19 protein-coding genes are annotated in these 18,683 nt (G+C 37.1%); 7 read left to right on the plus strand and 12 right to left on the minus strand.

Annotated features, from left to right (window positions below; translation table 11 throughout):
* Nucleotides 1–72: 72 nt before the first annotated feature.
* From QF044_RS06630 to QF044_RS06640, 3 genes are all read left to right on the plus strand, one after another.
* Nucleotides 73–585, plus strand: coding sequence for an FKBP-type peptidyl-prolyl cis-trans isomerase (locus QF044_RS06630; protein ID WP_307265178.1), 513 nt, complete (start codon nt 73–75; stop codon nt 583–585).
* Between the two features lie 81 nt (nt 586–666).
* The gene (locus QF044_RS06635) at nt 667–1,707 is read left to right on the plus strand and encodes a peptidylprolyl isomerase (protein ID WP_307271962.1); all 1,041 of its coding nucleotides are present in this window, start codon (nt 667–669) and stop codon (nt 1,705–1,707) included.
* Nucleotides 1,708–1,847: 140 nt separating this feature from the next.
* Nucleotides 1,848–3,014, plus strand: a complete 1,167-nt coding sequence (locus tag QF044_RS06640; RefSeq protein WP_307265180.1) for an aspartyl protease family protein — start codon at nt 1,848–1,850, stop codon at nt 3,012–3,014.
* A 335-nt stretch (nt 3,015–3,349) separates the two neighbouring features.
* Here QF044_RS06640 and QF044_RS06645 read toward each other — a convergent pair whose 3' ends face one another.
* Complete coding sequence (locus QF044_RS06645) at nt 3,350–3,601, minus strand: hypothetical protein (protein ID WP_307265184.1); 252 nt, start codon at nt 3,599–3,601, stop codon at nt 3,350–3,352.
* Nucleotides 3,602–4,132: 531 nt separating this feature from the next.
* Between QF044_RS06645 and QF044_RS06650 the strand changes: the two genes are divergently transcribed.
* Nucleotides 4,133–4,609, plus strand: a complete 477-nt coding sequence (locus QF044_RS06650; RefSeq protein WP_307265186.1) for a hypothetical protein — start codon at nt 4,133–4,135, stop codon at nt 4,607–4,609.
* A 303-nt stretch (nt 4,610–4,912) separates the two neighbouring features.
* Here the strand turns inward: QF044_RS06650 and QF044_RS06655 are convergent, their stop codons facing one another.
* The 7 genes from QF044_RS06655 to QF044_RS06685 form a co-directional block, all read right to left on the minus strand.
* Nucleotides 4,913–6,271, minus strand: coding sequence for a M20/M25/M40 family metallo-hydrolase (locus tag QF044_RS06655; protein ID WP_307265190.1), 1,359 nt, complete (start codon nt 6,269–6,271; stop codon nt 4,913–4,915).
* 5 nt (nt 6,272–6,276) lie between these two features.
* Entirely contained in the window at nt 6,277–7,638 is a 1,362-nt protein-coding gene (locus QF044_RS06660) for a M28 family peptidase (RefSeq protein WP_307265193.1), read from the minus strand.
* 1 nt (nt 7,639) lies between these two features.
* Entirely contained in the window at nt 7,640–9,043 is a 1,404-nt protein-coding gene (locus QF044_RS06665) for a M28 family peptidase (RefSeq protein WP_307265196.1), read from the minus strand.
* 54 nt (nt 9,044–9,097) lie between these two features.
* Nucleotides 9,098–10,342, minus strand: a complete 1,245-nt coding sequence (locus QF044_RS06670) for a DUF1015 domain-containing protein (RefSeq protein WP_307265199.1) — start codon at nt 10,340–10,342, stop codon at nt 9,098–9,100.
* Between the two features lie 3 nt (nt 10,343–10,345).
* The gene (locus QF044_RS06675; RefSeq protein WP_307265201.1) at nt 10,346–11,311 is read right to left on the minus strand and encodes a D-2-hydroxyacid dehydrogenase; all 966 of its coding nucleotides are present in this window, start codon (nt 11,309–11,311) and stop codon (nt 10,346–10,348) included.
* Nucleotides 11,312–11,433: 122 nt separating this feature from the next.
* On the minus strand, nt 11,434–12,498 hold the full coding sequence (gene serC / locus QF044_RS06680) for a 3-phosphoserine/phosphohydroxythreonine transaminase (RefSeq protein ID WP_307265203.1): 1,065 nt from the start codon (nt 12,496–12,498) through the stop codon (nt 11,434–11,436).
* A 118-nt stretch (nt 12,499–12,616) separates the two neighbouring features.
* Nucleotides 12,617–12,967: a 4Fe-4S binding protein gene (locus QF044_RS06685; RefSeq protein ID WP_307265205.1), complete on the minus strand. Its 351-nt coding sequence runs from the start codon at nt 12,965–12,967 to the stop codon at nt 12,617–12,619.
* Nucleotides 12,968–13,026: 59 nt separating this feature from the next.
* Between QF044_RS06685 and QF044_RS06690 the strand changes: the two genes are divergently transcribed.
* The 3 genes from QF044_RS06690 to QF044_RS06700 are packed head-to-tail and all read left to right on the plus strand — an operon-like array spanning nt 13,027 to nt 15,266.
* Nucleotides 13,027–14,061 (plus strand): acyl-CoA reductase, encoded by a 1,035-nt coding sequence (locus QF044_RS06690; RefSeq protein WP_307265207.1) that lies wholly within the window; start codon nt 13,027–13,029, stop codon nt 14,059–14,061.
* 46 nt (nt 14,062–14,107) lie between these two features.
* Nucleotides 14,108–14,545: a peptidylprolyl isomerase gene (locus QF044_RS06695; protein WP_307265209.1), complete on the plus strand. Its 438-nt coding sequence runs from the start codon at nt 14,108–14,110 to the stop codon at nt 14,543–14,545.
* Between the two features lie 31 nt (nt 14,546–14,576).
* Complete coding sequence (locus tag QF044_RS06700; RefSeq protein ID WP_307265212.1) at nt 14,577–15,266, plus strand: Bax inhibitor-1 family protein; 690 nt, start codon at nt 14,577–14,579, stop codon at nt 15,264–15,266.
* Nucleotides 15,267–15,818: 552 nt separating this feature from the next.
* Here QF044_RS06700 and QF044_RS06705 read toward each other — a convergent pair.
* From QF044_RS06705 to QF044_RS06720, 4 genes are all read right to left on the minus strand, one after another.
* Nucleotides 15,819–16,067 (minus strand): hypothetical protein, encoded by a 249-nt coding sequence (locus QF044_RS06705; RefSeq protein ID WP_027375263.1) that lies wholly within the window; start codon nt 16,065–16,067, stop codon nt 15,819–15,821.
* 2 nt (nt 16,068–16,069) lie between these two features.
* Nucleotides 16,070–16,375: a co-chaperone YbbN gene (locus tag QF044_RS06710; protein ID WP_307265243.1), complete on the minus strand. Its 306-nt coding sequence runs from the start codon at nt 16,373–16,375 to the stop codon at nt 16,070–16,072.
* 156 nt (nt 16,376–16,531) lie between these two features.
* Complete coding sequence (locus QF044_RS06715; RefSeq protein WP_307265246.1) at nt 16,532–17,164, minus strand: peroxiredoxin; 633 nt, start codon at nt 17,162–17,164, stop codon at nt 16,532–16,534.
* Nucleotides 17,165–17,331: 167 nt separating this feature from the next.
* Entirely contained in the window at nt 17,332–18,525 is a 1,194-nt protein-coding gene (locus QF044_RS06720) for a pyridoxal phosphate-dependent aminotransferase (protein WP_307265248.1), read from the minus strand.
* Between the last annotated feature and the right edge of the window lie 158 nt (nt 18,526–18,683).

The raw sequence follows: 18,683 nt of genomic DNA on the forward strand, positions 1-18,683 counted from the left end.
ATCATTATCTGCTAATTTTTTTAAAACCGATGGAACAATATTTCGCCGAAATGCGTATTTTCGCAAAAGTTTATGAAAAAAATACTCTTCATATCAGCAGTAAGCCTGTTAAGCTGTAACCGGAACGCACCAGCAGCACATCCTCCTGTAGGCGGAGTGTTGAGTCAGAAAGACCTGGATGTGTCTAAGGAAAGGATGAGGAATCTGAATACCATAGAAAGAGGCCAGATTCAGGATTGGATCAGCGGTCAGCCTGTGAAGTATTTTCCTACTCAGCTTAATTATTGGGTAAGTGTTGAAGGTTTTGATCAGAGAGAGAGAAGGGCGGACGATACGCCGATCTCTTATTCTTATGATCTCTATGATTTTGATGAAACCAAAATTTATGATAAGCCTTTTGAAAGAAGAGATGCCAGATTCGGGCATTTTGATGAACTGAAAGCGGTAGAGAATGCTTTGCGTTTTATGCATGATGGAGAGGAAGTAACGCTTTTGGTCCCTTCTTCACTGGCCTACGGAACCTTTGGAGACGAGAAAAATATAGACAACGATATACCATTGATCATAAAATTAAAAGCATTATAAATAATGAAATTGTTTAACAAGAATATAATTCTGGCGGCGGCAAGTATTTCGCTGATGAGTTGTACCCCAATCTATAAAAAAATGAACGTAGACAAAGAAACTTACGAAGGTCTTAATGACGGACTTTATGCAAATCTTCAGACTTCTAAAGGAAACCTGATCGTGCAGTTCGAAGACAAAAAAGCACCGGTAACTGTAGCCAATTTTATTGGTCTTGCAGAAGGGAAAATAGATAACAAAGCTAAGGCTAAAGGAGTTCCTTTTTATGACGGAACTATTTTCCACAGAGTGATCAAAGATTTCATGATCCAGGGAGGTGATCCTCAGGGAACGGGAATGGGAGATCCTGGATATAAATTCGAGGACGAGAAAAACGATCTTAAGCATACAGGAAAAGGAATCCTTTCTATGGCTAACTCAGGACCTAACACCAACGGTTCTCAGTTCTTTATCACTGAAGTAGCTACACCATGGTTAGACGGAAGACACACGATCTTCGGAAAAGTGGTAAAAGGAAATGATGTAATCGACGCGATTGCTAACGTAGAAAAAGGAGCTCAGGATAAGCCTAAAACAGATATCGTTTTAGAGAAAGTTTCTGTTTTCGGTAAAGGTGATGCTTACAAAAACTACGATGCAGCTAAAACTTTTACAGAAGGAAAAGCTAAAATTGCAGAAAACAATAAGGCTTTTATCGCTAAAGAAGAAGCTGAGAAAAAGAAAAAAGAAGAAGAGTTCAAAGCAAACCAGGAGAAAATGGTAGAAGACCTTAAAGCTGGAATGCAGAAAACTGAGTCAGGATTATATTACAAGATCACAAAAACAGCTGCTGCAGGAAAAGCGCCTAAAGCTGGTGATAATGTATCTGTACATTATGCAGGTAAATTGATTGACGGGACAGAATTCGATTCTTCATTCAAAAGAAATGAGCCTATCGAAATTCCAATCGGAATGGGAAGAGTGATCAAAGGATGGGATGAAGGTATTCTATTGCTTAAAGAAGGTGAAACGGCTACATTATTGATTCCGCCGGCAATGGCTTACGGAGAAAGAGGAGCAGGAGGGGTTATTCCGCCAAATGCCTGGTTGATTTTCGATGTTGAGCTTGTCAAAGTACAGTAATTGAAAATTTAAGATATTGAAAGCCGTCCGTGAGGACGGCTTTTTTTGTGAATATGAAAAGAAATAAATTAATACGAATTATTTAATGATGTCATTTTCATAGAATAGAGGAAATTCATATTTTCGTTTAAAGTAATTCAATGAAAAAAATCCTCTACACCCTTCTCATACTTTCCACAACCACTTTTTCCGCTCAGGGAAAGAGATTCTTCAAAAGCGGAGATGTACAGCTGCAGAATCCTGTAGAAAAAATCAATTTGAAATTTGCCAATGATCTGCCTTTTGTTCAGGTAAGTATCAACGGGAAATCCTATAATTTTCTGTTTGACACCGGAGCACCAACAGTGATTTCTACTGCAGTTTATAAAGAGTTGGGCCTGGAGACCAAGCATACAAGTAAAGTAAAGGATTCACAGAAAAACAAGCAGGAACAGATGTTTGCTATTCTGCCGGAAATGACTGTTGATAAAGCTGTTTTTAAAAACATTGGTGCAATCGTCATGGATTTCAGTGTTTCGGAACTGAGCTGTTTTAAGATCGATGGAATTATTGGTGCCAATCAAATGGCCAAGTTGTTCTGGAAAATCAATTATTCAGAAAACTCACTGGAAGCTTCAAAAGATCTTGCTCAATTTAATCCTGAAGATTATGACATTGTGATTCCTTTCAGTCCGATACCGCAGAAAACTCCTGTTGTGGAAGCCGGTCTGCAAGGAAAAAAAATAAATCTTACTTTCGATACAGGATTTTCAGGAAGACTGAAAATCTCAGATAAGGCATATGACAGCCAAAAGGTCTTAAAGGCTATAGAAGTCTATGGAACAAGTTCTGTAGGGGCATATGGAGCTGCAAAGCCTGCTCCGGGATATATTTTCAGGGCTGCTGCCATATCTTTAGGCAATATAAACTTTTCAAATGAGATTATTGCTACCGGAAATACCAGCCTGATAGGCAATGATTTCTTTAAAAATTTTATTTTCATCCTGGATTGGTCCGGAAATAAGATTTATATGAAACGAATCAGAAATGAACCGGCCAAACTGGAGTCTTTCGGTTTCGGATATCGTTTCATAGAAGCAAAACCAACCGTGGCTTTTGTTTTCCAGGAAGAGAATTTTCCACTGAAAGTCGGTGATTCTATTATCAGCATCAACAATGTAGATCTTGATCATCTGGATAAAGATGGCGCCTGTCATTATTTCATCAACAGAGTAGAAAACGGGCAAGATACGATTGATGTGAAGATCAAAAGAGGGGGAAAGGAGATGGAGGTGAAATTGGAAAAGAAGGAATTTTTGGGAGTTTAGGTATGAAAGAGTTTTAGAGTGAGGGCGTCTTAGGGTCTTGGTGTTTGTACAGATAATATTTTTTCAAGAACTTATGTACGTTTTAAAATTGTAATAAAAATTGATCCCAAAGATTTTCCAGATAACGCAGATTGTCGTGTTATAATATTCTGAAAACCTCTGATTTTAAGAGTTTATGTGACTCTATATTGTCAAAGTACAGAACTTGAAATAATTTAAGTATAAAAACTTTTGTGGCTTTGTGGTAAAGAATAGACAGGAGAGTAGTTGTGTAAAAATAAAAAAGACCGTTCAACAATTTGAACGGTCTTTTTAGTAAAAATAGAATTAAATTTTTAGTGCCTTGATCTCTTTCTCATATAAGAAGAGTTCATTCTTCCGGCAAGGGAGCTGATAAATACAATTCCAAAGCCGAGGTAAGCCGCAAATGCGGTTAGATATACTATTAAGTTATTAAAACTTGGTTTTAACGCATATACAAGTACGGAAAAAACAGCAAAGCTTAAAAGAAGCAGCAGGCTCCAGATATGCATTTTTGCGGCATCTTCATTTCTCTTAAAAATCATTTCAAAAAAGTCTCTCATCATAAATCACTTTTTAAGGGTTATACATCTTTTTTCCGTTCTGCTATAGAACGGTCCGGAATCATTTTCCGTTATAAATTAAATAGCACACAGATCATGGTAAATACTGACTAAGGTCATGATCATATGGCCGTTTGATTGTTCTGCATCAGGGCATTTTTGTGAGTTGCCCAGAAATTTTTATTAAAAGCAGTTTGAATCATGGAAGTGATTCAAGAACTTTAATGACACCGTACACAGCATTCATCGTAAGTGGAGCAGATAAGGGGATTATCTTTTCCGAAGTATACGGTATCTTAAAGAAAAAGGATCATATTAAATATGATAAACAGCCCTGTTCCGAAAAATCGGAAACTAAGGTCTGCAGTAACCTCTTCTCATCGTTTGTGCTTAAATAATTTTTTTTCAATGATTTAGCTTGCGAATTTCATGCCAAAGTGAGTTTTTTAGCTTGTTTTTATGATTAAGTAACTTTAAGTTTGCATAAATCTATCATAAGTGACTCCGGAAATTTTAGAAGAAAATATACAGAATATGGCTGCCAGACTTATAAAACTGGCAGAAGAACAATGCTGGAATAAAATATCCCATCAACTTACTTTTATTGTTTCAGATTTTAATGAATTCGGAGAAGACTTTCGGGAAAGACGACAATTGAGGAATAAGATCAACCGATATAAAACACCGTTGCCATTAGACGCTGTTATTAAAATAGTAAAGAAAGAGTATCAGGATTTGTATGATATTAATCTTTACATTTTTAAAGCATTGCAGAAACAAACAATTATCGAAATTCAATATTACAGAAAGTCAAATATGGAACCTGATGAGTATGAAAAAATAAAAGATTATCCGCCAATGCTTCATGCTAAGATTAGACAGCCCGGTTATTCTTTGGAAGGAGAGACGTTTGATATTAACTGGGAATCGGGTGGTGGATTAAGGCATTACTGGAAAAGCTTTCTTTATGAATTCAAATACAGAAGAATGATGAAGGAATTTAAAAAATAGGAACTGTATAAAATCTGTAAAATTATTAACCACAAAAGTCACAAAAGTTTTTTGACACTTTAGTTATTTTAAAGTGAGTGCTTTGAAAACAGGAAGTTCACATAAGTCTTTTAAAAATCAAAGATTTTTATACTTACAATACGTAAATCTGTGCGATCTGAGGAATCTGCGGGAGATTTTTCACACAAAGATTAAATAAAAAAATCAACAAGTTAATCCTGAAAAGCCATTAGCGTCACCAAAATCAACCTGTTGACAACATCTTTGCTTTTTAAAAGTCAAAGGTATTTTAAAGGTAAAACCTTACCAGTTCTTATCAATCATATAAATAATCTGTGTCATAGCAGCAGCTCCCAGAAGAAGCTCTCTTCTGTTTACCTTTTCAAAGGTATCTTCTTCCGTGTGGTGAATATCAAAATACCTCTGGGAATCAGGCACCAGCTCTGCTGTAGGAACACCCATATCGTGTAGCGGATAGATATCTGTTCCCGAATACTTACCTTCAAAGTTGTACACGCCGTAAGGTAAAAATAAAGCACTCCAGTCTTTGATCTGTTTTCTCTTTTCGTCGTCCATTTCAAGCGCGATACCTCTTGGAGTAAAACCTCCGGCATCAGATTCTATAGCAAAAAGATGTTTTTCATTCTTTTCTTTCGCTGTCTTTCCATACTGAATACCACCTTTAACCCCATTTTCTTCATTAGCAAAGCAGACTACCCGGATCGTATGGTTATTTTTAATGCCTAATTTTTTAAATGTTCTCAGCACTTCGATGCTTTGCACAATTCCGGCACCGTCGTCATGTGCTCCTTCGCCTACATCCCAGGAATCAAGATGTCCTCCTACAACAATAACGCTCTGGTCTTTTTTACCTGCGATTTCACCAATGACAGAATGGGAAAGCTTTTCTCCTTTCATGCCGCAGTTGGAATTAAGTTTGGCAGTTACTTTCTGAGTTTTCAGAAGAGCTTCCAGTTCATCTGCTGTTGTATTTCCAATCGCAACTGCAGGAATTTTTGAAATCTTATCTTCATAACGCATTCCTCCTGTGTGTGGAACATCGTCAAATGCAGAAGACAGAGATCTGATAATTGCAAATTTCCCACCTTTTTTAGCTGTTAATGAAGCGGCCGTTACCCTGTATTTTGCAGCATCGCCATAACCTCTGAATGTTTCCACAAAAGACTGGCTGAAAGGGTAGTTGAAGAACACGATCTTATCCTTTACTTGATCTGCGGAAAGTTTGTCATATTCCTCCATAGATCTCACCATAATGATCTCGCCGGAAACGTCTTTTCCACCGGTTCCTTCAGAATTTCCGAGAGAAAGCATTTTTAGATTTTTCCATTTTCCGTCTGCTGCTTTGATCTGCATAGATTCCTTTCCTCTGGTCCATACCGGAACCATTACTTCCTGTAGCCACACCTTATCAGCGCCGGCATTGCGAAGCTTCTGTTCTGCCCATTTTACGGACTTTTCATAAGCATCAGAACCACTGAGGCGATGTCCTATATTTTTGGTTAAATCTCTGAGTTCCGTATATCCTTTTCCATTGTTCAGGATTTCTGTGGAGATCTTGCTGAACTGAATAGAATCTTCTTTTGCCTGGCCAAAAGCAGCCATTCCCAAGAATAATAATGAAGTTCCGATTACTTTTTTCATAATTTTTACCAGTTTTTATCGATCATATAAATAAGTTGTGTCATTACTGCAGCACCCAGCAGCAGTTCCCTGCGGTTGACTTTTTCAAAAATGTCTTCTTCCGTATGGTGAATATCGAAATAACGCTGCGGGTCAGGAACCAGTTCCGCTGTGGGAACTCCCATTTCATGCAATGGAGCAATATCTGATCCTGAATATTTTCCTTCAAAATTATACACTCCGTAAGGCAGGAATAAATTCACCCAGCTTTTGATCTGGTTTCTGTTTTTATCATCCATTTCCAGGGAAATTCCTCTTGGAGAAAAACCTCCGGCATCAGTTTCTATCGCAAAAAGATGCTTTTCGTTGCTGTCTTTTGCTATTTTCCCATACTGCTTTCCGCCTTTCGTTCCGTTTTCTTCATTCGCAAAACATACGGCTCTTATCGTGTGATTATTTTGTAATCCTAATTTTTTAAAGGTCCTTAAAACTTCAATACTCTGTACAATTCCGGCACCGTCGTCATGTGCTCCTTCACCTACATCCCAGGAATCGAGATGACCTCCTACAACGATCACAGTCTGGTCTTTTTTACCTGTAATCTCACCAATGACAGAATGGGAGAGTTTCTCGCCTTTCATCCCGCAGTTGGAATTCAGTTTTGCCGTAATTTTTTTGTTTTTTAATAATGCTTCCAGTTCATCCGCTGTTGTGTTTCCTATGGTCACTGCGGGAACCTTTGAAACATCGTCGTCGTATCGCATATTTCCGGTATGAGGAACATCGTCAAACGCTGAAGACAGTGATCTGATAATCGCAAACTTTCCACCTTTTTTTGCTGTTAAATTAGCTGCATTACGTCTGTAGGCTCCGGCTTCACGGTACGCAATAAATGTTTGCACATGTGACTGATTAAAAGGGTAGTTAAAGAATACGATCTTATCCTTTACTTGATCTGCAGGAAGCTTATCATATTCTTCTAAAGATCTCACCATAATAATCTCACCCGAAACATCTTTTCCTCCCGTACCTTCAGAATTTCCTAAAGAAAGCATCTTTAGTTTTTTCCATTGGCCGTCAGCGGTTTTTATCTGTAAAGACTCTTTTCCCCTGACCCATACCGGAATCATTACCTCCTGTAGCCATACCTTGTCGGCGCCGGCTTCACGAAGCTTCTTTTCTGCCCATTTTACGGACTTTTCATAAGCTTCACTACCGCTTAAACGGTTACCAATATTTTGGGTAAGGTCTTTCAGCTCAGTATATCCTTTTCCGTTGTTCAGGATTTCCGTAGAAATTCTACTGAACTGTATAGAATCTGCTTTAGATGACTGCCCGAAAGCAGCTAAACTTAAACATAGTAATGAAACAGTTATTGTCTTTTTCATATTACCAGTTTTTATCGATCATGAAAATTAGCTGGGTCATTGCAGTAGCTCCCAACAGAAGTTCTCTCTTATTTACTTTGTCAAAAGTATCTTCAACAGAATGATGATAATCGAAATAACGCTGCGTGTCTACGACAAGTTCTGCCAGTGGAATATCCAGTTTTTTAAGAGGAGCAATATCCTGTATCGCATAGGTTTGGTCGAAATCATAAATGCCATAGGGAAGAAAATAGTTTTTCCACTCGAAGATCTGTCTTCTTCTTTGAGGCGACATATCCAGTGAAAATCCCCTCGGTGAATAGCCTCCGGCATCTGTTCCTAAGGCAAAAACATGTTTTTCGTCTTTCTTTTTCACATAGGCTGCATACATTTCGCGTCCCTGGCCACCGTTTTCACTGTTTGCATACAAAACAATTCTTATCGTATGATTGTTTTCAATACCAAGAGCTTTAAATGTTCTTAAAACTTCAATGCACTGTGCAACACCTGTTCCGTCATCAATAGCCCCTTCACCGAAGTCCCATGAGTCTAGCTGAGCTCCTAAAACAATCACTTTAGAATCTTTTTTACCCTGAATTTCAGCAATAATATTCGGATTGGTAGTATCGCCTTTTGATTGCGCAGTCATATTCAGTTTGGCAGTAACTTTCTGACTTTTTAATAATCTTTCCAATTCATCAGCGGATCTTACTCCGATGGATAGGGCAGGAATTCTTACTTTATCATCAGGTTCGTAATACACCATTTTTGCATGGGGAGTATCGTCCATGGCTGTTGTTAAAGATCTTATAATTAAAGCTTTTGCCCCAGTTTTAGCAATTACGGAGGCTGAAATTAATTTAGATTTTGCGGTAATTAAATAAGAATCATTTGTATTAATGATTTTTGGATCCATTGGAAGATTAACAAAAACAATTTTATCTTTCAATTGTTTAATCGACATGGCGTTAAGCTCAGAAGTTGAATTGATTATAACAATTTCTCCTGTAAGGTCTTTCCCGCCCGTTCCTTCAGAATTCCCGAAAGATAGCATTCTGATACTCGTCCAATCTCCATTCGCCGCTTTTATCTGCAAAGATTCTTTTCCCCGTATCCAGACCGGAGCTTTAGCTTCCATTCTCCAGATCATATCAATGCCCATGGATTTAAGTTTTTTTTCTGTCCATTCCACGGCTTTCATATAACCGGGAGTTGCACTGAAGCGGGGACCGATGCCTTTGGTAAGTTCGCCAAGATTTTCATAAGCAGTACCATTGGTCATTACCTCGTCTGAGATTCTTCTGAATTCATCATGGTAGTTGAATTTTGCCACGGTCATTTTTTTTACCGGTTTTTTCTGTGGCTTTTTTTGAGAAAATAAAAATCCACTCAAAAAGAGTGGAAGTATAATGAAGATTTTTTTCATTTTTTATTGACCTTTCTTTTTCCGATCATAAAAGTAGGGAAAAAATAGGATTTATTAAGGTTTCATATCGTACATTAACAGGGCAGTAACCAATTTCGGTTCTATGAATGTGCATTTTGGTGGCATGCTCAGTTTCAGATCTGAAATTTTGATCATATCATTAAAACTCACAGGATAGATTCCGAAACCTACTTTTCCTTCGCCGCTGTCTATTTTTTCCTTTAGGAAATTAATTCCCTGAATATTAGATGTTCCTTTCACGTACGAAATTTTTTCAGAGCTGTCAGAATTTTCTATTTTCAAGATGTTTTTAAAAATATATTTATCTAAAAGATGATGATCAAGATTATCCAGTGACATTTCTGTTGAACGCAGGTCATGTTTTACGTGAAGTGAATAGAATTTCCCGTCAAGATACATTGAAATATGGAATTTCTGTGAAGGGAAATATGAAGCTTCACCTTTTTCATGGATCAGGAAATACTGATCGAGCTCTTTTAAAAATTCTTCGCTGGAAAGGCCATTAAGATCAGTTAAAATCCTGTTGTAATCATGAATTTTGATGGACTGGTTGGATACTATAAAGCTGTAAACAAAGTTGTAAGCTTCCGTACCGTTGTGTCTCTTATTTTTCTCTTTATGATGCTTTGCATTTAGCGCTGTAGACCCAATCCTGTGGTGCCCATCCGCAATGTAGAACGAGTCGATCTGGTCGATCACTTCTTTAAACTGCTGAAGTTTCAGACGGTTATCTATTCTCCAGATCTTATGTCTGATCCCGATGGAATCGATATGGTTGAAGATTGGAACATTTTTTTCCTCATGATTCATCAGGAGCTCAATCTTAGAATTGGAAGGGTAGGTAAGCAGTACAGGTTCTGCCTGCAGGCTTACTTTTTCAAGATAATGAGCCAGCTTTTCCTTTTTTTGAGGAATCGTACTTTCATGCCTTTTGATCTTTCCGCTCCAGAAATCTTCAATGCTTGCTAGTCCAAGTAAGCCTCTGAAAACCTGTTTGTTGGGGTATATTTGCTCATAAAGATAGTATGACGAACTGTCCTGGACCAGTTTTTTTTCATCCAGAAGCTCTTCAAACGTTGAACGGATCTTCCTTAAATTCCGGTCGATATCTTTGGATTTACTTACAACATAGGGTTTAATCATATTGATGTAAGTATTTTCAACTTGAGCTTTCTCTGCAATTTCCTCTTGGGTGAAATTGTCCAGCGGGTGGGTAGGGAAAGTGCTCTCAAAGTCTTTATGAGGTCTTATTCCACGGAAAGGTTTAAAAACAGGCATATTTTATCTTATGGTTTCTTTTTGTAGCTTAATAATTTGTTCTGCAAGTTCTGCTCCGATTTTTTCCTGTGCATCCACTGTATTTCCACCTACATGAGGGGAAAGGGATAACGCAGGATTCATCAGTAAAGGAAGTTCCGGTGTAGGCTCGTTTTCAAAAACGTCCAGGGCGGCTCCCGCTACTTTTTCAGATTCAATGAAATCAATAAGAGTCACCTCATTGATAACGCCGCCTCTTGCAGTATTCACTATGTAGACTCCATCCTTCATTTTTTCGAACTGAGGTGTGTCTATGATATATTCATTCGTTTTTGGAGTATTGATACTGATAAAATCCGTGTCTTTAAGGAAAGCATCCATATCGTTGGTGGAAGTGATCTCAAAATTAAGACTCTGGCCATCGAAAAAGTCCAACTTCAGAACTTTTGTCTTTGGATTTTTAGTCAGTACTTTGATTTTCATTCCCAATGCTATTCCTATTTTCACGACTTCCTGCCCGATACTTCCAAAGCCGATCACTCCAAGAGTTTTTCCGGAAAGTTCATACGCTTTGCTGAATGATTTTTTCATGGCATCGAAGTGGGTTTCCCCTTCCAACGGCATGAGTCGGTTCGATTCGTGAAGAAATCTTGCCAGTGCAAAAAAATGTCCGAAAACTAGTTCAGCTACTGATTTTGATGATGCTGTGGGCGTATTGATTACTTTGATCCCTTTGCTTTTAGCATAATCTACATCAATGTTGTCCATTCCGATACCGCCGCGCCCAATAATTTTAAGGCTTGGGCAGGCGTCGATAATGTCTTTTTTTACTTTTGTTGCACTTCTAACCAACAGAACATCCACGTTATTTTCATTAATGAAATTGATAACGTGATCCTGAGCCACTCTGTTTGGCAGAACTTCAAGCCCTGCTTCTGTAAGCATCTGCTCTCCTGTTTTTGAGATTCCGTCGTTTGCTAAAACTTTCATGTTTGGTTTGATTTAAAGATTGAAAAATTTAGATATTTAAAAATTTTAAACCGGGGCGCAAATTAATAAATTTTAATTAACTGCTCTATATCTTTCAATCTTTGAATTTTTTTATGCTTAAATTATTTAAGAGATTTCATTACATCTACCAGAACCTGCACACTTTCGATTGGTAAAGCATTGTATAAACTGGCTCTGTATCCGCCTAAGCTTCGATGCCCGTTAAGTCCGCTGATTCCTGCCGCTTTCCATGCATTATCAAATTCTTCTTTTTTGCTTTCGTCTGTAATTTTGAAAGATACATTCATCAGGGAACGGTCTTCTTTTACACAGAATGATTCAAAAAAAGGATTGCTGTCGATCTCGTCGTATAAAAGTTTGGCTTTAGCCTCATTTCTTGCCTCTGCTGCTGCAATTCCGCCATTCTTTTCAAGATACTGTAACGTAAGCAGGGAAGTATAAACTGGGAAAACCGGAGGCGTATTATACATAGATTCTTTTGAAATATGCTGAGAATAATCTAAAATAGATAACATATTTTCTCTTCCTGTTTTTCCTAAAATCTCTTTTTTGATCACGACCAAAGTAACTCCGGCAGGTCCCATATTTTTTTGGGCTCCGGCGTAGATCAGATCAAATTTAGAAAAATCCAGCTGTCTTGAGAAAATATCAGAACTCATATCACAGACCATCAAAGTATTTATATCAGGGAACGTTTTCATCTGAGTTCCGTAGATGGTATTGTTTGAAGTACAGTGAAAATAATCATATTCTGAACCTACTGTATAATCTTTTGGAACGAATGAATAGTTTTCTTCTTTTGAAGAGCCTACCACATCTACTGTTCCTAATTTTTTTGCTTCTTTAATGGCTCCAGCTGCCCATGTTCCTGTATCTGTATAAGCTGCTTTACCGCCTACTTTCATCAGGTTGTAAGGAACCATCGCAAACTGCAGGCTTGCACCACCACCCAAATAAAGTACTTCATAATCATCACCCAGATTCATCAGCCTTTTGACAATGGCACGTGCTTCGTCCATTACGGCAACAAAATCTTTGCTTCTGTGCGAAATTTCAAGAAGAGATAATCCGATACCGTTGAAATCTAAAATAGCTTCTGCTGATTTTTCGAATACCTCCTGGGGTAAGATACATGGCCCTGCGCTGAAGTTGTGCTTTTTGCTCATATTTTTACTTTTTGGTTGTGCAAGAATTAATGAACTTGCGGTTTATTATTGAGATTTTACTAGATTCTTTTAAAATTGTAGTTAAAAAAACCGCCTCATAAGACTGAGACGGAGCTTTTTATTCACCGTGTAAGAAGGCTTTTTTGTTAAGCAGCGCTTCTTCAGATTCTACATGGTCTTCATCCGGAACACAGCAGTCTACCGGGCAGACAGCTGCACACTGAGGTTCTTCATGGAATCCTTTACACTCTGTACATTTATCTGTTACAATGAAATATACATCATCACTTACAGGTTCCTGTGGCGAATCAGCATCTACAGTAAGTCCTGAAGGCATGGTCACAGTACCGGCAAGCGTGGTACCCTCAGAAGCTTTCCAGTCTACGGCTCCTTCATATATTGCATTGTTTGGACATTCTGGTTCACAGGCCCCACAGTTAATGCATTCATCAGTTATTTTAATAGCCATCGCTAATTTTTTTTAAATTTGCACAAAATTACAAAATATTCCCCAATTTAAAAGTAATTATGAATATCGAAAATCAAGTTTTAGGACTTATTGAATTAAGTGTGTATATAAAAGAGTTTTTAGCAAAGAATCATGATGATTACAATGAGAATGATACTGAGTTTGAATTATTACTCAAGAGATCTGAAATAGAAAATCCATGGTTTACCCTTGATAATCAGAAATTTGCTTTAAAACAATGGACTGAGCTTCTTACGGAAGAAAATATAAGCAGTTGGCTTAAAAATTATTCAGTTTCAAAAATTTCAAAAAGGGTAGGACTGATTCTGGCCGGAAATATACCTCTGGTAGGATTGCATGATGTGATATCTGTGGTTTTAAGCGGTCATATTCCGTTAATTAAACTGTCTTCTAAAGACAAGCAGATGGTTCCTTTTTTTCTGAAAAAATGGAATAAATTTTCCGGTGGAGTTGTTGCGTATGAACTGGTAGAAAGATTAGAAAATTTTGATGCTGTCATTGCTACAGGAAGCAATAATACAGCGAGATACCTTGAATACTATTTCAAAGATCATTTAAGCATCATCAGGAAAAACAGGACTTCTGCAGCTGTTTTAAAAGGTGATGAAACACCTGAAGAACTTCAGCTTCTGGCGGAAGATATTTTCAGATATTTCGGTCTTGGCTGCAGAAATGTAACAAGAGTTTTTATTCCTGAGGATTTTGTGATCGACAGGCTTTTTGAAAGTTTTGTAGGTTTCCAGGATATCATCAATCATCATAAATATGCCAATAATTATGATTATAACAGGGCGGTATATTTGCTGAACCAGGATAAATTCTGGGACAACAATTTTGTCATGCTGAAAGAAGACGAGAAACTTTTCAGTCCGCTTTCTGTGATCAATTTCAGCCGATATTCATCTTTGGATGAAGTTAAAAATTTTATTGCTGAAAATGAAGAAAATATCCAGTGTATCGTGGCTAAAGATGAGTTGGGACTGGATTCTATTCCGTTTGGAGAGGCGCAGCATCCAGCTTTGGATACGTATGCAGATAATGTAGATACGATGAAGTTTTTGGAAGTGGTCTGATTTTCGTATCTTAACTCACCAATTTCACTAAATAAAAAATTAGATTATGAAAAAAATATTTTTAGGGCTTACTGTACTTGCTGCACAGCTGATGTTTGCCCAGAAAGTAACCGGAGTGAAGGTTGAAAAGGTTCAAAATGAAGTTCCGGCACAGTTGAACAAAGAAAAGATCAATATGTTTAATGACAACTTTCTTAAGTTTGTCACAGCGCTTAAATCTTCAGACCGTGCAGGAGTAGATGCACTTCTTTCGGATAAGGTAAAAGAGATCGTTACAGATGACGTCCTTAAAAAAGTGAAGGAGGGTTTTGATGTCAATAAAAAACTGGAAATTTTAAAAACCGGTTACCATAAACTTATGGATGGATCTTCTTTGCCAAGTATCAGCTACAAATATGCAGGTGAATCAAAAGAGGTGATCATGGCCGTTTTTGAAGAGAATGGAAAGATTATCGGGGTAATGCCGGCGAAAAAAGAGAAATAATTTTATATTCAAATAATAAAAATTACTAACTATGATGACAGATGTTTTAGTTGCTCATTCCTCAGATGTGGAAAAAGCGGCTTTTTACAGAAAAACGTATTTGCACGTTGCTTTATCGATCCTGGCTTTTATCGGGGTTGAAACTATTTTACTGAAAACAGTTCCTGTGGAGATCATTGCGATGATGTTCGGGCAGAAATACACTTGGTTGTTAATTATTGGTGTTTTCTGGCTGGCTTCAATGCTGGCTTCTAAATGGTCGCTTTCACAAAGCAGATCTACCCAATATTTTGGATTAGGATTTTATATTATTCTAGAAGCGGCGATCTTTATGCCTATGTTGTACATTGCTGCGGGAATGCAGGGCGGAGGAAATATTATTTTCCAGGCTGCCATGCTCACAATCGCAATGTTTGCCGGACTTTCACTGGTGGCATTTACTTCTAAAAAAGATTTTTCTTTTTTAAGAAATATTATCATTATCGGAGGTTTTCTTTCAATAGGAACCATCGTTGTGGGGGCGATTTTCGGATTTAACCTTGGACTTTGGTTTTCGGTAGGAATGGTGCTTCTGGCTTCTGCAAGTATCCTGTATGAGACTAGTAAGCTTAAAAATACGTATACAACGGGACAGTACGTAGGAGCTTCTTTACAGCTTTTTGCATCGATCATGCTGTTGTTCTGGTATATTCTTAGAATATTAATGAGCAGAAGAAGTTAATTTTAGTGATAAGTTCTGAGTTATGAATGATGGTTTTAATGCTTGATTCATACTTTAAATCATAATCCTGGTGATAAAATCGCCGGGATTTTTTATTTGAAATCTTTAAGCACACAGTGTCACCCGCAAATGCCACTACTGAAGGTCAAAAATATTTATGTAATTAATGAAAACATTAGCGTTAATTAGTGTTTTATTAAAGACAAAAGTTTATCAATTTTCAATTGATTTGATGAAGTTTGTGTTGTATCAAGCTGATCAATAGCCTTGACTTATTGGTGTTTAAATTTGAATAATTCCTAATTTTTTAATCATCAAAGTTGTAAACTAAAAAAATCCTGATGAATTATCACCGGGATTTTTTGAATATTCTTTAAAATCAATAGACAATACAAACAGCATCAGCAATGGCATATCACAGAAACTTTTGTTGTAAATGTTGCAACTTGAAATTAAAGAATTGAGAAAATATAGTATTGAGGAAAGCCTCAGTAGAATTGTGTTTTATAATCTTTTAAATGATTAAATCTTTCAATGATTCAATAAAAAGGATTATTTATCTATTGATCCTAAGACCTTTTGTGCAAAAGAATTTAAAGCGTCTTTTTCGCTCATTCCATTCTGAACATTGGCGTGTACTTCCAAAGCACCGCAGATATTTGTGATAAGTTCTCCTGCTACATTAAGATCTTCCTCGCTTGTTCCTCTGAACTCTGAAAAGCTTTCCAAAACCTCTAATGTCTTTTCAAGATTCTCAGGAGTCTGGTTCTGATAAAACTGTCTGATTACGGGTAACTTCATAATTATAATTCGTTAAAAAGATTCGTTAAACTTTCAGCCTGGTTGCTTTGCACCTGATTGACCAATTCACCGTTTTTAAAAATAGCGAAAGTAGGAAGGTTGTCAACTTTTGCCAGTTTTCTGCTTTCAGGTAACTTTTCAGCATCTACATATAAAAATGGAATTTCTTCATTTTCAGATGCTAATTTTTTGAATTTCGGCTTCATAATTCTGCAATTTCCGCACCATGTTGCGCCATACTGAACAACTACTTTTTCATTGTCATTCACAATATTTTGTAATGTATCTTCTGTTAATTCTGTGTACATAAGTTAAATTTTAAGGAATAAAATTTAACAATGTAGCAATTGGATAATGTACCAGTGTAACAATTAAGAAATATTGAAATTTCAGAATATTGGTACATTGTTACGCTGCTATATTGTTACATTAGAGTAATTGCTACATTGTTATATTAATTTGAATTAGTTTTTAGCTAAGTATTCAGCTGTAGAAGTTCTGTCTGCTTTCATTGCATCTTTTCCTTCTTCCCAGTTGGCAGGGCATACTTCACCATGTTTTTGAACGTGCGTGTAAGCATCGATCAGTCTTAGATATTCTTTTACATTTCTTCCCAAAGGCATATCGTTTACAGATTCGTGGAAAATTTTTCCAGTCTCGTCAATCAGGTAAGTTGCTCTGTAAGTTACGTTAGAGCCTGTGAAAGTTTCTTCTCCTTCTTCATTGTATTCGAAATCCTGATCTACGATTCCTAAGATATTAGCCAATTGTCTGTGTGTATCAGCTAAAAGCGGGTAAGTTACGCCTTCGATACCTCCGTTATCTTTAGCTGTGTTTAGCCAAGCGAAGTGTACTTCATTCGTGTCGCAAGAAGCACCGATTACTTTAGTGTTTCTTTTTTCGAATTCACCTAAAGCATCCTGAAAAGCGTGAAGCTCTGTAGGACATACGAAAGTGAAATCTTTCGGATACCAGAATAAGATTACTTTTTGCTGATTAGTGGTAGCTTCTTCAAGGATATTGATTCTAAGATCATCACCCATTTCAGACATAGCATCGATTGTTACATTTGGGAATTTTTTTCCTACTAAAGACATAATTTTCTGTTTTTATATTAAATTTTCTGATGCAAATATATAAATATTCATCTATCGAACAAATCAATATCGATAAATAAAATCTATAATTGTTTTTAATGGATTTAAACAGAAAAAGCCCTGAAACCAGAGCTTTTTGTTTATTATATACTGATTTATCTCTTAATTTAATTAAAAGGTGCCAGAACATCTTTGATACGTTTCATAGCCTCTCTCAGGTCTTCCTCAGAAGCAGCATAAGAGAATCTGATACATTCCGGGCTTCCGAAAGAAACTCCGCCTACACAGCCCACATGAGCATTTTCCAGTAAAAACATGGCAAAATCATCAGAATCTTTGATCTCTGTACCGTTCAGAGTCTTTCCAATATAGTGAGAGATATCCGGGAAGAAATAAAATGCTGCCTTTGGAAGGAGTACTTTAAATCCTGGAATTTCTTTCATCAGGTCAAACACCAGATCTCTTCTTTTCTGGAAAGCCTCGATCATGTATTTGTATTCGGAAGGATCCGTTTTCAATGCAGTTATGGAAGCTCTCTGTGCTACTGTATTTGCACCGCTGGTCATCTGGCCCTGGATCTTCTCGCAGGCTTTTGCCAGCCATTCCGGACAGGCAGAATACCCGATTCTCCATCCTGTCATTGCAAAAGCTTTAGACATCCCGTTGATTACTGCAGTCTGCTCATATATTTCAGGAAACTGTGCAATAGAGGTTGTTTTAGTTTCGTAATTGATGAATTCGTAGATTTCATCGGATATTACCGTTACGTGAGGATATTTTGCAATAACCTTTGCCATAGATTTAAGTTCATCATATGTATAATAACCACCGGAAGGATTACATGGAGAACTGAAAAGGATGGCCTTCGTTTTATCTGTAATCGCTTCTTCAAGCTGCTCGGCGGTGATTTTAAAGTCAGTCACGTATGAAGTAGGAAGCATTACCGAATTTCCGCCCATCATTTTCACCATTTCATCGTAGCTTACCCAATAAGGTGCAGGAAGAAGAACTTCATCACCGTCATTGATTACAGAAGCAAGGACATTTAAAATAGCCTGTTTGGCACCGTTGGAAACACAGATTTGAGAAGGTTTATATTCAAGATTATTATCTCTTTTTAATTTGTAGGATACGGCTTCACGAAGCTCAAGAAACCCCGGAACAGGAGAGTAATGACTATAGTTTTCGTTGATCGCATCAAAAGCGGCTTGTTTGATATTATCCGGCACATCAAAATCCGGTTCTCCAAGAGTCAGACTGATTACATCAATGCCTGCGGCCTTCATTTCTCTTGCTTTGTTTGACATTACGAAAGTCTGCGAGTAACCTAATCTTTTTACTCTGTCTGAAAGTTTATCCATACGATGTTTTTGAATTTAAACAAATATATAATAAAAACGTTGGGCCGTGAAATAAAAATGAGGTAGGAAAAAAGATTTTTGTCAGGTTTTTAATTTAATCATTAGATTTGGAAATAGTTGGGTTTTGCCTACTTGAAAGACTATTTAAACAATTTATT

Origin of the sequence: Chryseobacterium sp. W4I1, from assembly GCF_030816115.1 — a bacterium.
Taxonomy (GTDB): Bacteria; Bacteroidota; Bacteroidia; order Flavobacteriales; family Weeksellaceae; genus Chryseobacterium.